Below are 23,220 nucleotides of genomic sequence, written 5' to 3'. Positions count from 1 at the left end.
GATCATGTCCGAACGTCGCCCCCTCGGCCCATCCGATCTCGCCGTGTCCCCGCTGTGCCTGGGCGGGAACGTGTTCGGTTGGACCGCCGACGAAGCTCAGTCGTTCGCGGTGCTGGATGCCTATGCCGACGCGGGCGGCAACTTCGTCGACACCGCCGACTCGTACATGTACCAGTTCCCGGGCAACGATGCGGGCCAGTCCGAGACCATCATCGGCCGCTGGCTCGCCACCCGCCGCAACCGCGACGACGTGGTCGTCGCGACCAAGGTCAGCGACCACCCCCGGTACAAGGGCCTCGCGCCCGCGAACATCGAGGCCGCCGCCGAGGCGTCCCTGCGGCGGCTGGGCACCGACCGCATCGACCTCTACTACACCCACTTCGACGACGAGTCGGTCCCGGTCGAGGACATCATCACCGCGCTCGACGGCCTGGTGAAGGCCGGCAAGGTCCGCGCCATCGCGGCCTCCAACATCAGCGCCGAGCGGCTGCGCGCCTCGCTGGACGCCTCCGACCGTGAGGGCCTGGCCCGCTACGTCGCGCTCCAGCCGCACTACAACCTGGTCTCGCGCGACACCTACGAGGGCGAGCGGCGGGAGATCGTCCAGCGCGAAGGCCTTGCCTGCATCCCGTACTTCGCGCTCGCGTCCGGCTTCCTGACCGGCAAGTACCGCCCCGGCAAGGCCGTCGACAGCATCCGCGACATGCCCGGCCTGGCCGGCGGCTACGCGGACACCGAGCGCGGCGTCAACGTCCTCACCGCGCTGGAGGACGTGGCGACGGCGCGCGGCGCGCAGATGGCGACCGTCGCGCTGGCCTGGCTGGCGCAACAGCCGACGGTGGTCGCGCCGATCGCCTCCGCGCGCACGGTCGAGCAGCTCTCAGCGCTACTGGCCCTGCACGACCTTCGCCTGTCCGACACCGAGCTCCAGACCCTGACGGCCGCCTCCGCCGCTCAGCTGTCGGAGTAGGGCGAGAGCCTCCTCGGAAGGGGAGCCGGCGGGGGTCGTGCACACGATCAGCGCCTGATCCGGCGAGCGGGCGATCGACAGCGCCTGCTGGGTCACCGTCACCGTGCCGACGACGGGATGGTGCAGGTCGTAGGACGCGGCGTCGCAGGGTGTCACCCGGTGGTCGCCCCAGAGCGCGACGAACTCCGGGCTCTTCATCGTCAGCTCGCCGATCAGCTCGGCGAGCAGCGGGTCCCTCGGGTGCCTGCCGACGGCGATCCGCAGGTTGCCGACCACCGCGCGGGTCTTGCGCCTCCAGTCCGCGTACAGCTCCCGGCAGTGCGGGTCCAGGAACAGCATCCGGCTCATGTTCGGCCGCCCCGCCGGGTTGTCCGGGCCGTCGACGTCCAGGTGGCCGGCGAGCAGCGCGTGCCCGAGCGTGTTCCACGCCAGCACGTCCGTGCGCCGGCCGAGCACCATCGCCGGGACGCCGTCCACGGCCCGCAGCAGGTCCCGTGTCTCGTCGGCGAGCTTCTCGGGCCGTGGCCGGCGTGCCAGGGGAGCGCGGCGGGCGGTCCCGGCGAGCCGGTTGAGGTGCTCGCGCTCGTGATCGTCGAGCAGCAGCGCGCGGGCGATCGCCTCCAGCACCTCGGCCGAGGCCCCTCGGGACTGCCCCTGCTCCAACCTCGTGTAGTACGACACGCTGACGCCCGCGAGCTGGGCCAGCTCCTCGCGCCGCAGCCCGGCCACCCTCCTGCGTGGCCCGAGGTCGCGCAGGCCGACGTCCTCCGGTCGCAGGCGGGCACGTCTGGCCTGTAGGAAGTCGCCGAGCGGGCCAGGTCCGTCCATGCCCCGAGTATCCGTGGCACGGCCAGACCCCAGCCACACCCCGCGAGGGGTAGGACAACGCGGGAGTGGCTCATGCCTGCCCAGGTGTCCAGGCTCGGCGGCATGGACCAGATCACCCTGGGCGACGTCACCGTCACCCGCATCAAGGAGTTCTACGGCCCGGTCGAGATGACCCCGGGGCAGTTCTTCCCGGACAGCCCCGACGGCTCGTGGGACGAGCACCGCGGCTGGCTGGAGCCCGACTTCTGGGACCCCGAGACGGACCAGTGCCACTCGGCGATCCAGTCCTGGCTGCTGCGCAGCGAGGGGCGCACGATCCTGGTCGACACCGGCGTCGGCAACGACAAGGACCGGCCCTACGCGTCGGTGTGGAGCCGCCGGGACTCGAACTTCCTGGACAACCTCGCCGCGGCCGGGGTGCGGCCCGAGGACGTCGATGTCGTGGTCAACACGCACCTGCACATCGACCACGTCGGCTGGAACACCCGGCTCGACGGCCGCGCCTGGGTCCCGACGTTCCCGAACGCCACGTACCTGATGACGCGGCGGGACTTCGAGTTCTGGGATCCGGCCAACGAGTCCAGGACGGTGCTCGGGCGAGGCAACCAGAACGTCTTCGAGGACAGCGTCCTGCCGGTGCATGAGGCGGGGCTGACGCACCTGTGGGAGGGGTCGTACCGGATCGACGGCAACCTGCGGCTCGACCTTGCTCCCGGGCACACCCCCGGCTCGTCCGTGCTCGCCCTGGAGTCCGGTGGTGACCGGGCGCTGTTCGTCGGAGACCTGGTGCACACCGCGTTGCAGATCGTGGAGCCGGAGACGAACTCCTGCTTCTGCGAGGACCCGGCCGAGTCCCGGGCCACCCGGCACAGGCTGCTCGGCCACGCCGCCGAGCACAACGCGCTCGTCTTCCCGGCGCACTTCCCCGGGCAGGGCGCGGTGGAGGTCGAGCGCAACGGGTCGAAGTTCGCGATCAAGCAGTGGGCGGCCTTCCCGCGCATCTCCTGACATTCAACGGAAAGGAAGCGTTTCTCGTGATCGTCGAAACGAGAGCGGGCGCCGTGCGCGGCGTCCGCGACGACTCCGGCGAGCTCTACCGTGCGATCCCGTACGCGGCGGCACCGGTCGGCGCCGGCCGATTCGCCGCGCCTGCGCCGCATCCGGGCTGGTCCGGCGTCCGCGACGGCACGCAGCCCTCGCCCACGGCTCCCCAGCCGGTCCGCGACTTCGGCCGGCTCGACATGACGCCCTACTTCGGGCCGGGCTGGGTCCCGGGCGAGGAGTACCTGAGCCTCGACGTGCGCACGCCTTCCGCCGACGGCGGCGGGAGACCCGTGATGGTGTTCGTGCACGGCGGTGGGTTCGTCACGGGCTCCAACCGCGCCGCGCTCTACGACGGCGGTGCGTTCGCCCGCGACGGCGTCGTCCTCGTGACGGTGAACTACCGCCTCGGCGTGCCCGGTTTCCTCGACCTGCGCGGCGCCCCGGCCAACCGGGGGCTGCTCGACGTGCTCGCCGCGCTCGGCTGGGTCCGCGCCACGATCGCGGCGTTCGGCGGCGACCCGGACAACGTCACGGTCTTCGGCCAGTCCGCGGGCGCCACGCTCGTCGGAGCGCTGCTCGCGACCCCGGAGGCCAAGGGCCTGTTCCGGCGGGCGATCGTGCAGAGCGGCAGCGGCACGGGCGCCTTCACCCCGGAACAGGCGCAGCGGGTCACCGCCGCGGCGGCCGCCGCGCTGGGCGTCGAACCGACCGCCGACGCATTCGCCGCCATCTCGGACGAGCGGTTCCTGGGCATCCTGCCCGCCCTGGCCGGGCTCGACCTGCGCACCCGCACCGCCACCGACCCGCTCGCCGGCCTGAGCCCGTTCGGTCTGGTCCTCCCGGTCCAGCCCGCCGACGCTCTCGCCGACGGCCCGGCTCGCGACGTCGACCTGCTCATCGGCACCAACACCGAGGAGGGGCGCCTCTACGACCCGGATCCCGCCACGGCGGCGGACGCGCTCGGCGAGACCCTGTTCGGGGCCGGAACCGCCCGCATGGCCCAGGCCCACGCCCAGATCTCGGGCGGCCGTCGCACCTACGTCTACTCGTTCGGATACCGCTCGACGGCCCTGGACGGACAACTCGGCGCCGCCCACACCGTCGAGCTGCCCTTCGTCTTCGACATCGCCGACAAACCGTGGCTGCACGGCGCCACCGGCCTGCTCGGCCCCGACCCCGCCCCAGCCGGCCTCGCGGCACGAGTGCACTCCGTCTGGGTCTCGTTCGCCAACACCGGCGACCCGGGCTGGGCCTCGGACGTCGTCACGACGCTCGGCGCCGGCCCGGCTTCGGGAGCAGCTCGTCCAGGCCGGTCGTGAACGCCGGGTCGGTGAGGACACGCTCGTAGGCGTCGCGCAGCGCGCGGGTGACCGGTCCCAGCGGGCCGTGGTCGGGGCGGCGGCCGTCCACCGCGCCCACCGGGATGACCCCGCCCGCCGTGCTGGTCAGGAACACCTCGTCCGCCGAGTACACGTCGGCCAGCGTGAGCCGCGCCCGCTCGGAGGCCATACCGAGGTCGGTGGCCAGCCGCTCCACCACGCCCCGGGTGACGCCCTCCAGCGCGGCCGACGAGGACGGCGTGCGCAACCGACCACCGTGCACCACGAAGATGTTCTCCGTGGTCGCCTCCGCGACCTCGCCGTTCGTGTCCAGCAGCAGCGCCTCGTCCGCGCCGGCCTCGATCGCCTCGATCTTGGCCAGGATCGGGTTCAGGTAGTTCAGGCTCTTGATCTTCGCGTCCAGCGTCTCCGGTCCGTTGCGCCGCACCGCCGCCGTCTTCAGGGTGATCCCGGCCCGCTCGGCCTGCTTGTCCACCATGTGCATGAGCGGCTCGCCGAACACCACGCAGGTCGGCACCAGCCCGCGCGGGTCCGGCGACGGGGCCGGGCTCGCGCCACGGGACACGATCGCCTTGACGAACGACGCCTCGCCCAGCCCGTTCGCGTGCACCACCTCGGCGATCGCGGTGCGCAGCCGGTCCAGGTCGTAGTCGATGCGCAGCGCGCGCAGCGAACGCCGCATCCGCTCCAGGTGCGCGTCCAGCATGAAGATCCGGCCCTCGGTCACCACCAGCGCCTCGAAGCAGCCGTCGCCGTGCATGAACCCGTGGTCCAGCGGCGACACCGCCGCCTCGGCGCGGGCGACCAGCCCGCCGTCCACGTGGATGTAGGGCGGTGCGTCGTAGTCGTCGTACAGCGTCATACCGGCCGCACCCCGTCCGGATACCGGGTCTCGCTGAGCACCGAGATGAACGCCCCGCCCCAGTTGTTCTCGATACGACCGGAACTGGCGATCCCGAAGAACTTCCCGGTCGACCGCATGTCGTCCATGTTGAAGAAGAACACGGTCGCAACCGGAATCCTGAACTCCCGGAAAGCGAACACATACCGATTCTCGTCGAACTTGTAGTAGCTCGCCAGGTCGCAGTCACCGTGCCCTTGCTGGACACCTTTCAGGCACTGCCAGCAATACCGGTTCGAGTTGACATAAATATGCTCGTACAGATGGTTCGGGCTGTAGTCGTTGAGTATCCGCTTGCCCAGCAGGTCCCGGGTCGGCGCCGGTTCCGGGCCGGTCGGGGGTGCGGACGGATCCTCGATGACGCCGGGCACGAAACGCTGTCCCACCTGGGGTTCTCCCTCTGTGGGCACCTCGGCCACCGTGGAGAAGACGGCCAGCGCGCGCCGGGATCCCATGTTGGCGATGAGCGTCAACGACACCCGCTCACGAGCATGGAACCACACCTCGACGAAATAGGTGTGGGTGTCGACCCGCACGGCCTCATAGCGGTCCGCATCGGCCAGCTCGCCATCGCTCCAGCTCACCGTGTCGCCCCCGGTGAAGTTCAGGGTCAGCCCGGTGCCGTCGGTCAGCGTGACCGACAGCTCACGTCCGACGAGATCCTGGGTCAGCGGAAGGCGGTTCGTGTCGATTCCGTAGGCGAGCTCTTCGAGCGTCTTCCAGTCCGGAGGGTTGGCCATGCCGTCCTTTCTGCCGGCAGTCGGCACCCCGTCACAAGGGGCAAAATGCGAACGAACGATTGGTCTGGCCGATCGGTGCGGGCTATCCTGGCCGCCTCGCTGGACCGTCGGAGGTCGTCGATGGAGCTTCGGCAGCTCCGCTACGCGGTGACGCTCGCGGACACCCTGCACTTCGGCCGCGCGGCCGAGCGGGAGTACATCGCCCAGTCCACGTTCAGCCAGCAGATCGCCCGCCTGGAGCACGAGCTCGGCGTCCTCCTGTTCGACCGCAACTCCAAACGGGTCAGCCCGACGGCGGCCGGCGAGCTGTTCGTCCGCCACGCCCGCCAGATCCTCGCCGCGCTGGCCGCCATGGAGTCCGAGGTGCGCGCCAGCACGACGCTGCGGGTCGGGGTCTTCGCCGAGGGCGCGGGGGAGCTGACCCCGCTGATCTTCCAGGCCTTCCGCGACACCTACCCGGGCACCGCGCTGCACATCGTCGAGCTGTCCTTCGCCGACCAGGTCGAACGGCTCGCCACCGGCGACGTCGACGTGGCCATCCTGCGCCCGCCGCTCTCCGACCCCCGGCTCGCGTTGCGGGTGCTGTTCGCCGAGCCGTGCTTCGTCGGGCTGCCGGTGAACCACCCGGCCGCCACCACCGCGTCGCTGAGCGTGGCCGACCTCGACGGCGAGCGCTGCGTCGACGCGACGGCCTCGCCGGTGCCGTGGAACCGGTTCTGGCGCTACGACGAGGCCGCGCCCGGTTCGCCGCCGGCCCGGGCGGTGGCCAGCGGCTCGGTCGCGGAGAGCCTGGCCGCGATCGGCTACCTCGGCGCCGTGGACATCTTCCCGGCGTCGGCCACCCGCCGCTATCCGCACCCCGGCGTCGCCTACGTGCCGCTGCGCGACCACGGCTACGCGTGCGTCGCGGTGGCGCACCGGCGCGGCGACACCCGGGCGCTGGTGCGCGAGTTCGGCGAGCTGGCGGCGAAGGTGAGCCGCGACAACCTCGACGTGGTGCCGCTGGCCGTGCCGCCCGAGCACGCACCGCCCGGCACGCCGCTGCCCGACCCCGTCTGAACACCGCTGTTCGCCGACAGCCAAGCGCTGTGCCGGCTCACGCAAGACCGCGGCCTCGGCACCCCGATAGAACGTAACAATGCCCGACCAGCGAGGAACCACGCGGCGCGCGGTCGACGTGATCGTCGTCGGCGCCGGCTCCGCCGGGGCGGCCGCGGCCGGGCGGCTGGTCGAGCGGGGCCGCCGGGTGCTGCTGCTGGAGGCCGGCGGCACCGACACGAACCCGGCGATCCACGACCCGGCGCGCTCCCACGAGCTGTGGTTCGCGCCCGAGGACTGGGGCTACCACACGATCCCGCAGCGGCACGCCGACGGACGCCGGCTGCACTGGCCGCGCGGGCGGGTCCTCGGCGGCTCCAGCGCGCTCAACGCGATGGTGTTCGTGCGCGGCCACCGGGCCGACTACGACCACTGGGCCTACCTCGGCAACGCCGGGTGGTCGTGGCACGACGTGCTGCCGATCTTCCGCCGCATGGAGGACTTCGACGCCGGCGCCTCCGAGCTGCACGGCACCGGTGGCCCGCTGCACGTCATGACCCGCTACCGGGCCAACCCCGTGCACGACGCGATCGTCGCCTCCGCCCAGCAGACCGGCATCAGGCTCGACGCCGACTACAACGACGGCGACCCTGACGGCGTCTCCTACATCCAGCTCAACATCAGGGACGGACAGCGCAACGGCACCGCCGCCGGCTACCTGCGCCCGATCCTGGGCCACCCGAACCTGACGGTGCTGACCGACGCCCACGCCCGGCGACTGCTCTTCGACGGCGACCGGTGCACCGGGGTGGAGTGGGTCAGGGGTGGACGCGTCGAGCGCGGTTTCGCCGAGTCCGAGGTCATCGTGTCCGCCGGCACCATCGAGTCGCCCCGGCTGCTCATGCTCTCCGGCATCGGGCCCGCGGACGAGCTGCGCGGGCTCGGCATCGACGTGCGCACCGACCTGCCGGGCGTCGGCGGCAACCTGCACGATCACCTGCTCTCGCCGGTCATCGTCACCGCGCAGCGGGAGATCGAGCCGCCGGCGCCCGGCCTCTCCCAGGCCCAGACGCACCTGTTCTGGCGCAGCCGAGGCGACCTCCCGGCGCCGGACGTGCAGCCGATCCACTTCAGCGTGCCGCTCTACGAGCCGTGGATGGACGGGCCGGCCAACGGGTTCTCGCTGATGGCCGGCATGATCAGGCCGGCCAGCCGGGGACGGATCAGGCTCGGCGGCACCGAGCTGGACTCGCCGCCGCTGATCGACCCGGCCGTGCTCTCCCAGGAGGCCGACCTGGCGGCGCTGGCGGCCGCCGTCGAGCTGTGCCGGGAGGTCGGCGCGGCGGCGGCGCTGCGCGAGTGGGGCGCCGAGGAGCGCTACCCGGGCCCGCGCGTGCGCACCGCCGACGAGCTGCGCCGCTACGTCCGGTCGACCGCGATCACGTACCACCATCAGGTCGGCACCTGCAAGATGGGCGTGGACTCGGAGGCCGTGGTGGACCCCGAGCTGCGGGTGTACGGAACTGAGGGCCTTCGGGTGGCCGACGCCTCGGTCATGCCCGCCGTGACCTCGGGAAACACCAACGCACCCTCGGTGCTCATCGGCGAGCGGGTGGCCGACTTCGTTGCACCGGTAACGACCCCGGCGGGTGGCGCGATGGCCCACATGTCACACCCACCACGCGAAGGCAGTTCATGATCGACGAGCCGCGCTCCCCGCAGGCACACGAAAGCCCCACGCTCGCCTACCTCCAGATGCTCGGCGACACCGACCTCACGCCGGCCCCCATGAGCCACCGCACGCCCGGCTACGCGTACGCGCTCATCGCCGAGCTCCACGACCTGGGCATGCTGACCGACGACGAGCATCAGGCACTCAAGGAACGCTGTCTCTGGCTTTAGCTCGACCGAGTTATTTACGAATCGAGTCCCTAGTTCTGTAGCATCGTTGTCCCTCTGTGCGACGTTCGTGGAAAACGTCCGGCGGATCGTTGTCTTGAAATGATCCTGAACCAGAGGAACCGCGCAGAAAAGAACTCCGTCGCTGTCTGTGCATGACGGTCGAGCCCGGTGGCTTGTACCGAGCTTGTACAAACGGCGGCGGAGTTCAAGGCAGCGGTCAAGCACCAGGGAGCCGAGCGATGCCGCCGTCCAACCGTCCAGACACCCCGCCCGCCATGTGGGGCCGCCATGCTCAAGCACCACCGCGACCGGACCGGGCTCAGCCAGGACCAGCTCGCGCAGCGGATCAACTTCAGTGCCTCGCAGGTCGCGTCGGTGGAGACCGGGCGACGCAGGCCCAGCGAGGAGCTGGCGCGCCTCTGCGACGAAGCCACCGGGGCCGAAGGCACCCTGACAACCCTGTTCGCGATTTTTCTCGAACACCCCGGCTTCAAACCCGGTTTCCGAGAATGGGCCGAGCTGGAGCGTAAAGCCGCCATGATTCGAGGCTGGGACTCAAGGCTGGCGCCCGGGCCCCCAGACCCCCGACTACATGGCGGTCGTGCTCCGCATGGAGAACCCGGAGGCCCTCGCCAACCGGCTCGCCCGGCAGCGAATCCTCACCAAGGAACAACCTCCGGCGGTACGCCTCGTGATCGACGAATACGCCCTGCGACACCCGGTCGGCAACGCAGAGATCATGGACGCCCAGCTGGAGCATCTGGAGCAGGTCGTTGCCGACAGGCTGGCTCACGTTCAAGTGGTTCCGGCGGGCGCGCTGCCCGGCATCGGCGGGTCGTTCGTCTTGGGCACCATCGATGGCCGAACAGTAGGCTACGAAGAGTCGACAACCCACGGCACGGTCTTCACGGGCGAGGAGGATCTGCACCAGTTGGAGGTCGTCTACGACCATCTCCTTGGCGAGGCGGACCCGCCAGCCCGCTCGATAGAGCGGATACAGAGAGTAAGGGACGAGCTATGGAGGAGCTGACTGGGCTCCGCTGGTTCAAGTCGAGCCACAGCGGCGGCAGCGGCGGTGCGGGCGCCGGTGAGTGCATCGAAGCCGCCGCGCTGGGCGACCGCCGTGCGGTGCGCGACTCCACGGACCCCGAAGGGCCGGCGTTCGTTTTCCCGAGCGCCTCGTGGGCCGGGTTCGTCGCGGCCGTCAAGCGCGGCGACTTCGACGGCGGAGAAGCCGGTTCCGCAGTGGCCTAGGCCAGCCTTGTAGATCATCCGCCGGCCGGCTCGCAGCGGAGGCCAGCGGTCGCGGCGGTTGGTACCTGACGCCTTGTGAGCGTTTGATTCCCGGATTCGAGCCGCGTTCACACCGGGCGGCGGGACGGCGCCGCAGGCACCCGGCCATTTGCCAACACGTCAGGCGTTAACAAACGACCCGCGCAACATATGCTCACCGCATGACAGGTGTCGGAGGCGGCGTTGCAGCAGCATTCGGATTTCGATATCAATACCTGGTCACCGTCGAGTTGCTGCTGGACATGTACGAGTCGTTCTCGCAACCGGACTGGCGCGTTGACGTCGACCGCGTCGATCAGGATTCAGCGGACATCCTCGTCTGTGCGGCCGCGGAGCAGTGCCCGGTTCGCGCCCTGCAGATCAAGGCTTCGATGCCCGCGTCGTCCACCACCATGGGCTTGCGCATGGCCGTAAGCTGCCTCGACGCACTGGAAGCCGAGCACCCTGATGCGCGCGAACTGATACTGATCACAAACCGTAGGCTCACTTCGGATGCCGTCGAGCACGCCGCCCGGCTGGAGGCGCGCAGCGCGGTCGCACCGGATGAGCGGCGCCGGATCATCGACGCACGCACGGAGACGCTGCTCGCGCTGACCTCCAGGCTTGTCGAGCGCGTTGCCCGGATTCGAGTGCGCGGCAAGGGCGGGATCGGTCAGCGGGTGCACCTCATCCTGGTCAGGCAACTGGTCGATCTTGTCCACGACTGCGGCTCGCAGACCGCGTGCCAAGGCATCGATCGCGATCAGATCGCCAGCATTCTGGACGAGTCTGCGGCCGTGCTCGCGGATGTCGGCGGCGGGCGCACCTGGGGACGGACGTTCGGCGTGCCCGACGACAGGTACCTCCCGCGACCGGAAATCGCGTCCTTCCTCTCCTTCCGGCTGGACGGCGACGGTCTGATGTCCGGGGCGCCTCCGGTCGCCGTGCTCTCCGGCATATCAGGGTCGGGCAAATCTGCTGCGGCGGCGGCATGGGCCGCTTCCCGCCGAGATCATTATGCCTTCACCCTGTGGATGGACGCGTCGTCCAACGAAGTGCTGATGGAGCAGCAACCAGCGATCCTGAGCCGGCTGGGCGGAGAAGGCTACGCGGGGGATACGTTTGCGCAGTCCTTCTGCGATCTTCTGTCGGACGTGCCCGTTCCCTGGCTTCTGGTTCTCGACGGAGCCGCAGACTGGTCCACGATACGCGAGTGGGTTCCATCCTCTGGGTATGGCCATGTGATCGTGACGACGAACCGGGGCGACTGGCCGCACGATATCGCTCCGCTGAAGGAGGTCGAGGAGATGACCCCCGCGGAAGCGACTGGTCTGATCCGAGACAGGCTATCGACGCCGAGCCCGGCGGATTCGGCCCACGCCGCCGATCCGGTCGCGGCCGAATTGGCCGCTCGCCTGGGCTTTTGGCCGCTGGCGATCGATCTGGCGTGCGCTTGGGTCCGCTCGCTCGGCGGCGACTTCTCCCACCTACCAGACTTTCTGGAACGAATGGACCGCTTCGACCTGACGGAAGAAGACAAGACGCTGGAAAGCTATCCGAAAAGTGCCGGGCGCGTCGTCCGCGAGCTCCTGGACGGCCTTTCCGAGCAAGGACTTGTTGTGCTCTACATCGTCGTCATGGGCGGAGGATCTCACGTTCCGGTCGTGCTCGTCGAGAAGTGGGCGTCGTCCTTGCCGGAAAACGGCCTGAGCCTGGTCGATGCGCGGGCGGCTGTCGACGAACTGGTAAATGTATCTCTGGTCAAAAAGCGGCTTCGTTACGATGTCAAAAGCGTTCAACGTCTCGACGAAGCCCTTTATGTGCACGACGGCGTCCTGGCCGTTGTTCGCGGATTGGCGATTGGGATCGAAGTCGGCTATGCGTATAACTGGGTGCGTTCCTGTAGCGACGTTCTGACCAGACTGGTCGATGAAGCACTTTTTTCCGACGCCTCAGCATTGCTGCCTACCGCCGATGCCACCTTGAGAGCGGTACTGTCTGTGGCGCCCGGCAACGACGATCCGAATCGACAGGTCGCAGATTCGTTCCAACTCGTCGCTACGATCCTGATGCACAATGTCGGCACGCTGGCGACCTTGACCGGCCTGTTCGATCTGGCGTCGAAGTGGCTGACCGTGGCCTTCAATCTCCGCGAACACCTGGGCGACGATGCCGATCGCAACGAACCAATGCTGGCGGCCACGCAGATCCAGACACTCGCCACACTCGTACAGGCAGTCGTCCGTGAGAGGCGCCTCGATCAAATCAGGCCCATTCTCGCTGCGGCCGCGCGCTACGGGCAGGCGCACCCTATTGCTGATCTCGACACACCTATCACACCGATTTCAGCTGCGCTCCATACTCTTCGAGACGCGGCGAACTACGCGCTGGAAGACTGCACGGACCTTCGCGGCTGGATCGTCGACGCACTGGAGCAGAAGCAAAGCAAAGCGCCAGAGAAATCTCCGGGCCAACTTCGAATCCGAGGGTTCGCCGATGCCGTCGAACATGCTCGACGTTATGCGGAAACCGAGCAGTGGTCCAAAGCGACGGACACAGTGCTCGTCCTTGTCAACGAGGCGGCAGAAGCCGGAGTGCTCGTCCACGACGGAATCGAAGCCGTACTCGACGTCGGGCTGTCCCTGATCGGTTCGTTGCTTCGGCGTCCGCATCGCCAGACCCCCGCATCGTTGACAAACGCCATGCAGCGACTCGCTCGATGGTGTCACGAATTCTCTGACTTGCTGAACGACGCTCAGCGAGCGCGAGCCTCCATCCTCGCGCCGATCGCCGAGCTTGACGTTCACGAGTTGCGCCTCGCTCTCGAAAACGTCCGCATGACAGCAGAGGACTCGAGACAACTGCGAGGCTGGGTAAAGCTTGGAAAAGCAGTGGGAGAAACCATCGAGGCATCGAACCGAACGCACCAGCTTTGGGGCGTTGGCAACCTTCCCGAGGGTTTCACTGTTGTGCGGTCGATCGACGGCGGAACGAACACACTCTGGTGGTCGGTGATTGCCAGCGGCGAGCCATTGCTTGTCTTCGTGACCGCGAGCGCATCGAAGTTCGTCGGCGATGTCGTTACGGACCCATTACTGGAGATGATGGTGCACGCGGGGTTCCCCGATCGGCTTGACGCCGACAGGCAGCCGCGTGCTATCCCCGGCTGGACGGTACAGGTCGATGGGCTGAACCTGGTGCTGCGCGACGGGAGCGGCCACGTATGGCTCGAACTGGACGTCGACCCAGACGAGCAGATGCGAGTCGTCTGGATCAATGCCATAGACCAAGCGGACCGGGTCCGTGTGATATACACCGACCCGGCGGACCTGCCTCTCGACGAGTTGTTGACCGTCCCGAACCAAGGACTCGTGGACGTCACCGGAAAACTCACCTGGTTCGCGCACCGGCTGCGGAGATTCCTGACGCGAGGCAGCAACCGCTGAGCACGATGTTCTCCCGCTGCATGGCGCGGACCGCTCCACCTGGCGGCCACGCGCGCCGTCGTGAAGCAAATGGTACTTGTTATCTCCCGCGAGGAATGCTGTGACCATTTCTAACCAGCCTCTACCCCAACGGCGCAGGCGACGCAAGCCTTGCTGGCAGGGAGCGCGCGCACTGCGCCGGTGAGCGAGCGGCGCTACGTCGGCTTGAACCTCCGCCGCTCTCGTCACCCGTTCAGCTCTCTTGATGACAGCGGGTTGGGTTCTAATCTGGTCACTATGAGAGCCCAGACGAAGCGGAAGCTGGGTAAGTTCATGCTCCATAACTGGGGTTACATCGTTTTGATCGTGGTCGCCATCTGGTGGCACCTTGGGACGATTGGCCCACTTCCGATCGCCATAGGATCAAGCCTGGTCGTGATCTTCGCCTTATTCTGCGCAGAAGTACCTTGCTGCGCACCCAACAAGCGTCTTGTGAACGGGGAGATCGACTTCTGCGGCAACAACGGGAATGGGATCCTGGGTGCCTGCCATTTGAAAAGACACAAGTGGCTCAATCTCAAATCCCTGGTCAGTAGGCAGACCTACGTGCGGTCACTGAAGCATTGCGTTTCGTCGTTCAGTGGAGCTGCCGGCTCCTTCTCCGCCTTGGCCGGTCTCGGTTCGTTCACCGTGGCACTCTTGACCTATCTCTTTGTTACGACCAAGAAGTAGGTGAGTCGGCACCCCTCGAGGGCGAGTGGAAGGCTAGCCGCCATTTACTCAGCGTGAACTTGAGATTGCTGGATGTATCTGTCCCTGTCGCTGCTAGGCGGCGGCTCTGATTCCGGATCGAGACCTTCGGTGAGCTCCGGCGGCAGCGCCGCTTTTAGTCTTTCTTTGATCTCCTTCTCCAACACCATGTTGCCGACGGGAACGACGCAGTATTGCATGACTGTGCGATGGTTCTCGAGCGCAGGGCAGCACAGAATCGCGAGTAGCTGGAGCGCTAGACGTGCTTTCTTGTGATTGAAACTCTGCTCAATCAACTGCTCGACGGCGCCCCATGCTTTCGTGACTGCGGCCTTGACGATGGGGCGGATGATGAGCGTTCGCTTTTTGTGGTGCTCAGATGTGAGGATGGCATCGGTGACCCACTCCGGCACCTTGTCCAGCGCATCTTCAAAGAGCTTGATTGCCTGGGCGAGAGTGGCGAAAAGGTCGCACCAGAAGTGATGTTGCGCGAGTTGCTTTCGTGTGGGCGTGCGGGTGGGCTTCAGAACCAGGGCATCAATCACTTGCAGGGTCGGCTTGGCGATGGCGCTGCCTAGGGCATCAACCGCCTTGACGAGCGCCTCATCAACGACTGGTGTGTCAACGAGTTTCTCGACATCGCTCTCCGGTGTTGTGTCCGCAACGGGCCGGAGGCCGCCACTCGACCCAGATGACGGCATTGGTATCCCACGCGTCGCTTGGGCGACCCTGGGGAACAAGGCGCGGGCGAGCCAGCGAACGAATCCGAGCTTGGCGCCGTCGGTGGCAGCCTCCCGGCTGGCCTTGCTCGGTCGTCGAGCACCGGGCTTGAAGCACGAGCGCCATCGAGCGTCAGCTTCCCGCACGCGCCGGTCGAGCTCATCGGTTCGATCGGCTGCGGCCAGGGCAAGAGCGCCGCCCCAGCCGTGCTCGGCTCCACCACAGCCGGTGCACGTACAGGCGTGTCCAGTTGCTTCTGCGCAGGCGCTGGTATGTGCCACGATGATCTCCCCGACGGTGACCTCTCCGAGGCTCCTGAGCGGTATGCACCGGCCCTAGAGCTCGGTGTGCTCAGATTGAGAGGCTTGGGGCTGGCTGCGTGATGTTATGAAGGACAATCACTGAAAAAGAGCAGCCGACGACCTCGGACCGTTACTTTCGACTGGTGGTGTCTCCCTGTTGTGCGCAAATGCCAATGCGAGTGAACGGCGAGCTAAGTAGGCCAGGAACCCTGGCTGCAGCCGAGGACAGGTTCAGACACCGTGCCAGGTCGCTCTAGGTTTTCCGGTCTCGCGCTTGCCGTCGGAGAGCTCGTAGCCAGGCTTACAGTCGGTTTCCTGCTTCTTAGTCGCCGTCGCCGTGCTGCCCGTTCGTGTGCGTGCTCCGTGGGGTGCCCGTTGGCGCGCTCTTGGCTAGGGGGGAGGAGTCCTGTGCTTGCGTCGCCCCGTGCCTCCGTTACCTCACAGCATGATCCCCAGCCGATCTGTTAATGATCGGTTTAGTAACGTCAGGCGCCTGAAGTTCGTTCAGACAAGCCGGAGGTTCGTGGCGGCCAGTCCGATTCAGGAGTCGACGCGGCGCGTGCTCGCTAGCGGCTCACCGGGCCGGGTCGTACTCGGCGGGGTGCACGGTGCTGCTCAGCAGCCGCCCGTAGGCGCCGAACGTGAAGTGGGTCGGCACCTTGCCGGACTCGTCGAGGCCGAACAGCACGCCGTGCGAGCGCAGCGCGCTGACGTCGCGGTGGTCCGCGATCGTGACCGAGGCGCACGGGATGACCTTCTCCCGCCAGGCGAACACGTAGATGCCCGGGCGCACCTCGTACGCGGTGTTCTCGTCGGTGTCCGCGAGCCCGCGCTCCGGCCCGGCGAGGCAGTGCCACGTGTACCAGTCCGGGGTGAGGTAGACGTGCTCGTAGGCGTGTTCCTTGCTGTACACCCACATCACCCGCCGGCCCAGCAAAGAAGTAGTCGGCGCGGGCGCCGGGCCACTGGCCTCGATCCCGTCGATCCGGCCCGGGACGAACACCTGCCGCACCCGGGTCCGCCCGGGCTCCGGGTCGGCGATCGTGGTGATCACGGCCAGGGTGTGCCCGGTGGAGAAGTCCAGAACCAGGCTCACCGCCTCGTTCGCCGGGTCGCTGTGGCGGAACTGGGCATAAACCAGCCCGTCGGCTACGTCGAAGGCTTCGTACGGATCCTGCCCAGAAGACTCCGGAATGGGATCACCCGTCCCGGGGGAGTAGTTCCAGCTCACGGTGTCCGCGTCGAAGCGGTGGGTGATCCGGGTGCCTCGGTCGTCGACCACGACGACCTCCCGCCCGGCCAGCGTGGCCGACGGCTCGGCCTTGTTGGCATCGAACCCCGGCGCCAGCCCGTCCAGGGGCAGCCAGGTCGAGGTGTCCGAGATGTTGACGCGCGTGTCCGCCATGAGGTGAGTATCGCCCCCACCGGCCGGGCCCGACTTGTCGCTGCGCGCGAGGACGTGTGCCGCACGCGCACACCGCCCGCCGCGCGCGCGGCGGGCACGCCAGGATGCTCAGTATGACCACGATGGCGGACCGGGTGGTTGCGATCACCGGCGGTGGCACCGGAATCGGCGCCGCCGTCGCGCGCCGGTATGCGAAGGAAGGCGCTCAGGTCGTCGTGATCGGCCGGCGCAGGGGACCTCTGGACGAGGTGGCGGCCGAGTCGGGCGCGATGGTCGTGGTGGCCGACGCGAGCGACCGCGAACAGGCCGACCAGGCGATCGTCGAGATCATCGACCGGTTCGGGCGGCTGGACGTGATGGTGGCGAACGCCGGCGGGAGCCACGGGCTGAGCCCGGTCGGGGACCTCGACGACGCCGAGTGGGCGCTGTCCCTGCAGTCCAACCTGACCAGCGCGTTCGTCATCTGCCGGGCGGCGCTGGGGGCGCTGGTGGACGCCGGCGGCCAGATCGTGATCGTGTCCTCGCTGGCCGGGCTCTTCGCCGGGCCCAACGTGGCCGGCTACACGGTCGCCAAGCACGCCCTGGCCGGGCTGACCCGCAGCATCGCCCGCGACTACGGCCCGAGGGGAGTGCGGGCGAACGCGGTGTGCCCCGGCTGGGTCCGTACCCCGATGGCGGACGCGGAGATGGACGAGTTCGCCACGGTGGCCGGCCTCACCGACCGCGACGAGGCCTACGTGCGCGTGACCGAGGACGTGCCGCTGCGCCGGCCCGCCGAGCCCGAGGAGATCGCGTCCATCGTGCGCTTCCTCGGCTCGGCCGACTCGTCGTACATGACCGGCGCGGTCCTGGTCGCGGACGGCGGCGCGCACATGGTCGACCTGCCCACGCTCGCGTTCGAGCGCGTCGGCCGCGACGCCGTCCGCGAGCCCGCTCAGCCGCCCAGATAGGCCGAGTGCAGCAGGTCCGGCGCGTTGATCAGGGCCTGCGCGTCGCCCTGGTAGGTGACCTTCCCGGAGGCCACCACCAGGGCGTGCTGGGCCAGGCCGAGCGCCAGGTGGGTGAACTGCTCGACCAGCAGGATGCCTGCGCCGTCCTCGGCGAAGCGCCGCACGATCGGCAGCAGCCGGGTGAACACCACTGGCGCTAGCCCCAGCGACATCTCGTCGATGAGCAGGAACTCCGGCTTGGCCGCGAACGCGCGGGCCAGCACGACCATCTGCTGCTCGCCGCCGCTGAGCAGCGCCGCCGGTGAGTCGCGGCGCTTGTCCAGCTCCGGGAAGACCTCCATGGCCCGCTCGAACTCGGAGGCGTCCCTGGCGGTCAGGCGCAGGTTCTCCGCAACGGTCAGGCCGGGGAACACCGCCCGGCCCTGCTCGATGTGCGCCAGCCCGAGCTTGGTGCGCCGCACCCGGGACAGCTTGTTGATCGGCGCGCCCCGCATCAGGATCGTCCCGTCCGACGCCGCCACCACGCCGGAGATCGCCTCCAGCAGGCTGGTCTTGCCGGCGCCGTTGGGGCCGACCAGGGCGGTGATCGTGCCCGGTTCGACCGTGAGGCTGACGTCTCGGATGACCGGGCCGGCGCCCCTGGTGACGGTGACGTTCCGCAGCTCCAGTGCCGTCACAGCATCTCCGTCTCGCCCATGTACGCCTTGAGTACCGCCGGGTTGGCCAGCACCTCCTGCTGCGGGCCGCTGGCCAGCACCTCGCCGAAGTCCAGCACGGTGATCGTGTCGCACACCGACCGAACGAGGTCCAGGTCGTGCTCGATCAGCAGCACCGACACCCCGAACCGGTCGGGGACCTGACGCAGGCGCTCGCCGAAGGCCACGTGCTCCTCGTGCGACAGGCCGGCCGCCGGCTCGTCCAGCAGCAGCACCCGGGGCCGGGACAGCAGCTGACCGACCACCTCGACCAGCCGCCGGGTGCCGGCCTCCACGGTGGCCAGCCGGGTATGCGCCGGCGGGCAGCCGAAAAAGTCCAGCACGTCGGCGATCTCGGTGGGGGACAGCCGCCGCCGCGCCACGAACCGCAGGTAGGCCTCCACCGTGAGGCTCGGCGGCACCCTGTTCTGCTGGAAGGTGCGGCGCAGGCCCCTTCGGGCGCGCCGGGCGGGGGAGTGACCCGCGAGGGACTGGCCGTCCAGCGTGATGGTGCCCTCGGCCTGGGGGAGGAAGCCGCTGATCGCGTCGACCATGGTCGACTTGCCGGCGCCGTTCGGGCCGATCAGCCCGACCACGGCGTGCTCGGCGACCTCCAGGTCGACCCCGCGCAGCGCCTTGACCTCACCGAAGGTCACCGACAGCCCGCTGACCGTGAGCACCGGCCGGCCGCCCGAGGCCCGGGGTGCGACCGGCGCGGCGGCCAGCTCCGGCGCGGCGCCCTGCAAGGTCATCGACGCGGTGCCCCGCGAACGGCGCCACCACAGCTCCCGCAGCGCGGTGCCCAGGTTGCTGCCGCTGGTCAGCGCCTGCACACCGAGCACGCCGAACACCACGAAGCCCCAGTCCTGCGGGATGCCCCAGCGTTTGAGCAGCTCGGGCACCACCACCCAGAGGATGCCGCCGAGCACCGCCATGTCGATCAGGTGCGCGCCGGACATGATCGCCAGCACGTAGAGCGCCAGCGACTGGATCGGCGTGAAGCTGGCCGCGAACACCAGCCCGACCTGCCCGGCCACCAGGCCGCCGCTGACGCCGCCGAGCGTGGCGCTGACCGCGAAAGCCGTCAGCTTCGAGACGCTCACACTCGCGCCCACCGACGCGGTGGCCCGCTCGGAGAACGCCACCGACCGCCACCCGCTGCCCCAACGCCCGAGCTGCAGGAAGTACACCAGCACGGCGCACACGACCAGCACCAGCACCGCGAGGAAGAAGTAGCCCCGGTCGTCGCTGAACGCGTCCGGGCGGGTCACGAACGTCCCGGATGTGCTGCCCGGGAACTGCGTCTGCACCAGCGCCAGGTCCGCCGCGGCCGCCAGGCCGAGGGTCACCACCGCGAGGTTGACCCCGCGCAGCCGCAGCGCCGGCAGCCCGACCACGACGCCGACCGCCCCCGCCGCCAGCCCGCCCGCCACCAGCCACCCGACGAACCCGCCCGGCGCGTTGATCAGGTTGAGCCCGGACACCACCCACGCCCCGACCGCCGCGAAGGTGAGCTGGCACAGCGCGATCATGCCCGCGCTGCCGGTCACCACGCCCAGCCCCAGGATGGCGATGGCGGCCACGATCGCGCTGGTGCCCAGGTAGACGATGTAGCTGGGCAGGCCGACGCTCAGCCCGTACCCCACCCCGACCGCGGCCAGGCCCACGAGCAACGGCACCGCCGCCCGCGCCGGGCCGCCGCTACCGAGCCGCATCCCAGACCTCCTTGCGCTGCAGCCACAACAGCAGCCCCAGGATGACCAGGAACGGCAGGAAGTGCCGCAGCAGCGAGAGCTTGTCGCTCTGCGCCGCGGCGCCCTGGATCAGCCCGAGCATCAGCCCGCCGCCCACCGCCAGGTCCAGCCGCCGGAACGCGCCGGACAGCGCCGCGGCGGCCGCCGGCACCACCAGCATGGACAGCGCCGTGGCGTCGTTGGACTGCGACGGCGCGATCAGCGAGATGACCGCCGTGCTCACCACCCCGGTCGCACCCCAGACCGCGATGCTCAGCGGCGTGGCCGGGATGCCGGCCAGCTCGGCGGTCGTGGGCCGCTCGGACAGCGCGCGCAGCCTGATGCCGATGGTGGTCTTCACCAGCACCAGGTGGCACGCCACCGCGACCAGCACCGCCAGCGCCACGGTGACCACCGTGACCTGGCTGATCACCACCCCGCCGACCTCGAACGCCGGACCGGCCAGCACCGGGCGGAACGGCTGCGGCTTGTTGCCGAACAGGATGAACGACAACGAGATCAACAGCAGCAGCACCGCGACGGTGACGGCCGACCGGGTGCTGGTCTCCGCCTCGGACAGCCACGTCGCGACCACCCAGCCGATCAGCGCGTTGAGCGCCCCGCCGATGACGATCCCGATCACGGTCGCCAGCGCGATGCCCAGGCCCTGCTGGCTGACCAGCCAGACGGCGATGTACGTACCGAACATGCCCGATGCCGCCTGGGCGAAGTTGACCACTCGCACCAGGCGGGACATCAGGGTCAGGCAGACCGCGAGCACGGCGTAGAGCCCTCCGGCGGCGAGTCCCGCCAGTGCTCCCTGGAGCATCTGACTCCCTTACTGTGACTTGGCGGGGATGCGCAGCCAGTCGTTGGCGATGCGCTCCCACTGGTTGCTGCCGGTGGACAGCTTGACCGGCCAGCCGGACGTACCACCGGAGTGCACGTTGGCGGTGCCGAACTGGAACGGGTCGCCGACCATCGGGTTGGAGACCGGCTTCATCTCGTGCAGCGCCTTGGTGACCGACTCGCGGGTGACGTCGCCGTTGATGCCCTGCGCCACCTCGACGAAGTACTTCGCGGCCAGGTAGCCGCCCTGGCTGAACGAGGTGAGCGGGATGTTGTTCTTGGCCATCAGGTCGTGCCATTCCTTGTTCTGCGGGCTGTTCACGTCGGTGAACGGGTAGAACTCGGCGGGGACGTAGACGCCCTTGCCCGCGTTCGTGACGGCCTTGGCGTAGTTCGTGCTGTAGACGCTGGTCAGCAGCAGCCAGGTGACGTCGTTCCAGCCCTGCGCCTCGGCGGCCTTGAGCTGGCCGATCGAGTCCGGCTCCACCGGGTTCACGGTGACCGCCTGGCAGCCGGCCTGGCGTGCCTTGACGATGTAGGAGGTGTAGTCCGAGCCGCCGTAGGGCACCGTGGCGTCGATGTACTTGAGCTTCTTGCCGGTGATCTGGCTCCACTTGTCGATCGCCGCCTGGTAGGAGGGCAGCGTGTTGCCGGCGATCTCCAGCAGGGCGCAGATGTTGTCGAGCTTGAGCACCTCGGAGCCGTAGAGCAGCGTCAGCGTCATGTCGTTGTACGGCCCGACGTTGGCCGGCGAGATGTTCGGGCTGTTGAAGCACGCCGGGTCGACCCCGATGCCCGGGATCGAGAGGATCTTGTTCTGCTCGTAGTACTTGGTGTTGATCTGGCACTCCAGCAGGCTGGCCGAGCCGATCAGGGCCACCGCCTCGTCGCTGCCGACGACCTGGCGCGCCGCCGAGGCCGCCGAGGCCGGGTCGCCCTTGTCGTCCACCGCGCGGTAGGAGATCTGCCGGCCCTTGATCCCCCCGCTGGCGTTGACCTGGTCGAACACGGCCTTCGCCGCCTGGGACGCCTCGGGGAACGTGGCCGGGCCGCTGATCGAGTTCACCGAGCCGACGACGATCGGACCCTGCGAACCGCCGCCACCGCCCCCGCAGCCGCTCACGATCAGGAGGATGGATGCGGCGAGAGCGACCAGCCCGAACGCCTTGGTTCTCATGGTTGTCTCCGTGATGGCAGGACCCTCCGCTGAGGGCGGGTCGTCAGGCTGTCTCGCCGGTGGTGCGGGTCTCAAGGGGGTGCGCCGGGTCAGCACGCTCGCCGACAACGCCTGTTCGCTCCTGGTCAACCCCCGGCGCCAACCCCGGCGTCAGCCCCCGGACGGGAGGCGGTTGCACCGCAGGTCGCTCGGCGGGCGGCCGAACGCGGCCTTGAACACCCGGCTGAAGTGCGCGGCGTCCACGAAGCCCCACTTCGCGGCGATGGCGGCGATCGGGCGGTTCGCGTAGACCGGGTCGAGCAGGTCACGGCGGCAGCGCTCGAGCCGCCGTGACCGGATCCAGTTCGACACGGTGGTGCCCTGCTCGCGGAAGATGCCGTGCAGGTGCCGGGTGGAGATGTAGTGCGCGGCGGCGATCTGGCCCGGACCGAGGTCGGTGCATGCCAGGTTGGCGTCGATGTAGGCGCGGATGCGCTGCATGAGCGCGTGGTGCGGGTCCTCGGCGGCGCGGCCCAGGTCGAGCTCGCTGGCGAACAGCGTGGTCACCAGGTCCAGCGCGCCGTGGGTCAGCCGGGCGCCGGTCGCCCCGTTGAGCTGCTCCAGGTTGTCCGCGATCCTTGCCAGGAACGGCACCACCACGTTGCCCAGGCCCTCCCGGCCCGAGATCGGTACCGCGGTGAGCTGCCTGATCATGTCGGCCGGGAGGTCGATCAGGTGGTACGGGAACATCACCACCATGGTCCGGAAGTCCCGTTCGAAGATCAGCGAGTACGGGCGGCGGGTATCGTATATTGCCAGGTCACCGGGGCGCAGCAGCGCCTCGCGGTTGTCCTGGATGAGCAGGCCACTACCCGCGAGCAGCAGGCTGATCTTGTAGTACTGCCGGTCCGCCTGCTTGATCAGCTCCGGGGTCCGGTGCACCACGTGCCCGGCGGCGTTGATCTCCGTGACGCTGACCTCGGAGACCGCGCAGGACCTGATGCGGCCCCAGAAGTTGTCGGCACGGTCGCTGGTGACGCTCAGGGGCACGAAGGAGGCGGACACCGCGTTACGGAAGTCGTCGAACTCCTGGATCACCGAGGTCTTGACATGGTTGGCCCGTTCGGCCCGAGCGATGCTGGTCACGAGCTACCTCCATTGGTGATCGTGAGGACCCGACCACGGTCCGCGTATACGATG

20 protein-coding genes and 2 pseudogenes are annotated in these 23,220 nt (G+C 68.8%); 12 read left to right on the top strand and 10 right to left on the bottom strand.

Translation table 11 applies throughout. The features are described from left to right. Window positions 1-4: 4 nt before the first annotated feature. Window positions 5-970 (top strand): aldo/keto reductase, encoded by a 966-nt coding sequence (locus tag N912_RS0104030; protein ID WP_028921419.1) that lies wholly within the window; start codon window positions 5-7, stop codon window positions 968-970. Here the strand turns inward: N912_RS0104030 and N912_RS49345 are convergent. Then, the gene (locus N912_RS49345; RefSeq protein WP_051579576.1) at window positions 887-1,798 is read right to left on the bottom strand and encodes a helix-turn-helix transcriptional regulator; all 912 of its coding nucleotides are present in this window, start codon (window positions 1,796-1,798) and stop codon (window positions 887-889) included. The two genes, N912_RS0104030 and N912_RS49345, sit on opposite strands and share 84 nt — an antisense overlap. Window positions 1,799-1,900: 102 nt before the next feature. On the opposite strand from N912_RS49345, the gene N912_RS0104020 reads away from it, so the two are divergent. Together N912_RS0104020 and N912_RS49340 are read left to right on the top strand one after the other, a co-directional pair. Then, complete coding sequence (locus tag N912_RS0104020) at window positions 1,901-2,806, top strand: MBL fold metallo-hydrolase (protein WP_028921418.1); 906 nt, start codon at window positions 1,901-1,903, stop codon at window positions 2,804-2,806. A 26-nt stretch (window positions 2,807-2,832) separates the two neighbouring features. Then, window positions 2,833-4,161, top strand: a complete 1,329-nt coding sequence (locus N912_RS49340; protein ID WP_051579574.1) for a carboxylesterase/lipase family protein — start codon at window positions 2,833-2,835, stop codon at window positions 4,159-4,161. On the opposite strand, the gene N912_RS49335 is transcribed toward N912_RS49340, so the two are convergent. Further along, entirely contained in the window at window positions 4,106-5,044 is a 939-nt protein-coding gene (locus N912_RS49335) for an aminotransferase class IV (RefSeq protein WP_051579573.1), read from the bottom strand. The two genes, N912_RS49340 and N912_RS49335, sit on opposite strands and share 56 nt — an antisense overlap. Next, the gene (locus tag N912_RS0104005; RefSeq protein ID WP_028921417.1) at window positions 5,041-5,823 is read right to left on the bottom strand and encodes a MoaF C-terminal domain-containing protein; all 783 of its coding nucleotides are present in this window, start codon (window positions 5,821-5,823) and stop codon (window positions 5,041-5,043) included. Before N912_RS0104005 ends, N912_RS49335 begins: the two co-directional genes overlap by 4 nt. Before the next feature lie 120 nt (window positions 5,824-5,943). On the opposite strand from N912_RS0104005, the gene N912_RS49330 reads away from it, so the two are divergent. The 8 genes and pseudogenes from N912_RS49330 to N912_RS63240 all read left to right on the top strand — a co-directional run bounded on the left by N912_RS49330 (window position 5,944) and on the right by N912_RS63240 (window position 14,192). Beyond that, complete coding sequence (locus N912_RS49330; RefSeq protein WP_169747799.1) at window positions 5,944-6,882, top strand: LysR family transcriptional regulator; 939 nt, start codon at window positions 5,944-5,946, stop codon at window positions 6,880-6,882. A 79-nt stretch (window positions 6,883-6,961) separates the two neighbouring features. Next, the gene (locus N912_RS49325; protein WP_051579569.1) at window positions 6,962-8,560 is read left to right on the top strand and encodes a GMC family oxidoreductase; all 1,599 of its coding nucleotides are present in this window, start codon (window positions 6,962-6,964) and stop codon (window positions 8,558-8,560) included. Beyond that, window positions 8,557-8,763, top strand: a complete 207-nt coding sequence (locus N912_RS0103990; protein WP_028921416.1) for a hypothetical protein — start codon at window positions 8,557-8,559, stop codon at window positions 8,761-8,763. The genes N912_RS49325 and N912_RS0103990 overlap by 4 nt, the downstream gene beginning before the upstream one ends. Window positions 8,764-9,051: 288 nt before the next feature. Beyond that, window positions 9,052-9,207: pseudogene (locus N912_RS66935) on the top strand (helix-turn-helix domain-containing protein); the annotation flags it as partial. A 145-nt stretch (window positions 9,208-9,352) separates the two neighbouring features. Beyond that, window positions 9,353-9,793, top strand: a pseudogene (locus tag N912_RS65545) (DUF5753 domain-containing protein); the annotation flags it as partial. After that, window positions 9,781-10,017: a DUF397 domain-containing protein gene (locus tag N912_RS65540; RefSeq protein WP_028921414.1), complete on the top strand. Its 237-nt coding sequence runs from the start codon at window positions 9,781-9,783 to the stop codon at window positions 10,015-10,017. The pseudogene N912_RS65545 and the gene N912_RS65540, both read left to right, overlap by 13 nt. A gap of 200 nt (window positions 10,018-10,217) precedes the next feature. After that, on the top strand, window positions 10,218-13,481 hold the full coding sequence (locus N912_RS0103975) for a hypothetical protein (RefSeq protein WP_156993152.1): 3,264 nt from the start codon (window positions 10,218-10,220) through the stop codon (window positions 13,479-13,481). A gap of 180 nt (window positions 13,482-13,661) precedes the next feature. Beyond that, window positions 13,662-14,192 carry a hypothetical protein gene (locus N912_RS63240; RefSeq protein WP_156993150.1) on the top strand — a complete coding sequence of 177 codons (531 nt, stop codon included), beginning with the start codon at window positions 13,662-13,664 and terminating at the stop codon, window positions 14,190-14,192. Between the two features lie 44 nt (window positions 14,193-14,236). Here the strand turns inward: N912_RS63240 and N912_RS63235 are convergent, their stop codons facing one another. After that, entirely contained in the window at window positions 14,237-15,211 is a 975-nt protein-coding gene (locus tag N912_RS63235) for a hypothetical protein (protein ID WP_156993148.1), read from the bottom strand. A gap of 595 nt (window positions 15,212-15,806) precedes the next feature. Continuing rightward, the gene (locus N912_RS0103965) at window positions 15,807-16,637 is read right to left on the bottom strand and encodes a molybdenum cofactor biosynthesis F family protein (RefSeq protein WP_028921411.1); all 831 of its coding nucleotides are present in this window, start codon (window positions 16,635-16,637) and stop codon (window positions 15,807-15,809) included. 122 nt (window positions 16,638-16,759) lie between these two features. Here N912_RS0103965 and N912_RS0103960 point away from each other — a divergent pair, with 122 nt between their 5' ends. Continuing rightward, window positions 16,760-17,587, top strand: a complete 828-nt coding sequence (locus N912_RS0103960; RefSeq protein ID WP_051579921.1) for an SDR family NAD(P)-dependent oxidoreductase — start codon at window positions 16,760-16,762, stop codon at window positions 17,585-17,587. Here the strand turns inward: N912_RS0103960 and N912_RS0103955 are convergent. The 5 genes from N912_RS0103955 to N912_RS0103935 form a co-directional block, all read right to left on the bottom strand. Then, window positions 17,572-18,264 (bottom strand): ABC transporter ATP-binding protein, encoded by a 693-nt coding sequence (locus N912_RS0103955; RefSeq protein ID WP_028921409.1) that lies wholly within the window; start codon window positions 18,262-18,264, stop codon window positions 17,572-17,574. The genes N912_RS0103960 and N912_RS0103955 overlap by 16 nt on opposite strands. Beyond that, window positions 18,261-19,997 carry a branched-chain amino acid ABC transporter ATP-binding protein/permease gene (locus N912_RS0103950; RefSeq protein WP_028921408.1) on the bottom strand — a complete coding sequence of 579 codons (1,737 nt, stop codon included), beginning with the start codon at window positions 19,995-19,997 and terminating at the stop codon, window positions 18,261-18,263. The genes N912_RS0103955 and N912_RS0103950 overlap by 4 nt, the downstream gene beginning before the upstream one ends. Next, the gene (locus tag N912_RS0103945) at window positions 19,984-20,844 is read right to left on the bottom strand and encodes a branched-chain amino acid ABC transporter permease (RefSeq protein ID WP_028921407.1); all 861 of its coding nucleotides are present in this window, start codon (window positions 20,842-20,844) and stop codon (window positions 19,984-19,986) included. The genes N912_RS0103950 and N912_RS0103945 overlap by 14 nt, the downstream gene beginning before the upstream one ends. Window positions 20,845-20,853: 9 nt before the next feature. After that, entirely contained in the window at window positions 20,854-22,041 is a 1,188-nt protein-coding gene (locus N912_RS0103940; RefSeq protein ID WP_028921406.1) for an ABC transporter substrate-binding protein, read from the bottom strand. 150 nt (window positions 22,042-22,191) lie between these two features. Further along, entirely contained in the window at window positions 22,192-23,166 is a 975-nt protein-coding gene (locus N912_RS0103935) for an AraC-like ligand-binding domain-containing protein (protein WP_051579567.1), read from the bottom strand. Window positions 23,167-23,220 lie beyond the last annotated feature (54 nt).

The sequence above is a fragment of the Actinospineispora acaciae DSM 45401 genome (assembly GCF_000620785.1).
Classification (GTDB): domain Bacteria; phylum Actinomycetota; class Actinomycetes; order Mycobacteriales; family Pseudonocardiaceae; genus Pseudonocardia; species Pseudonocardia acaciae.
This window is presented reverse-complemented; position numbering and strand designations above follow the sequence as displayed.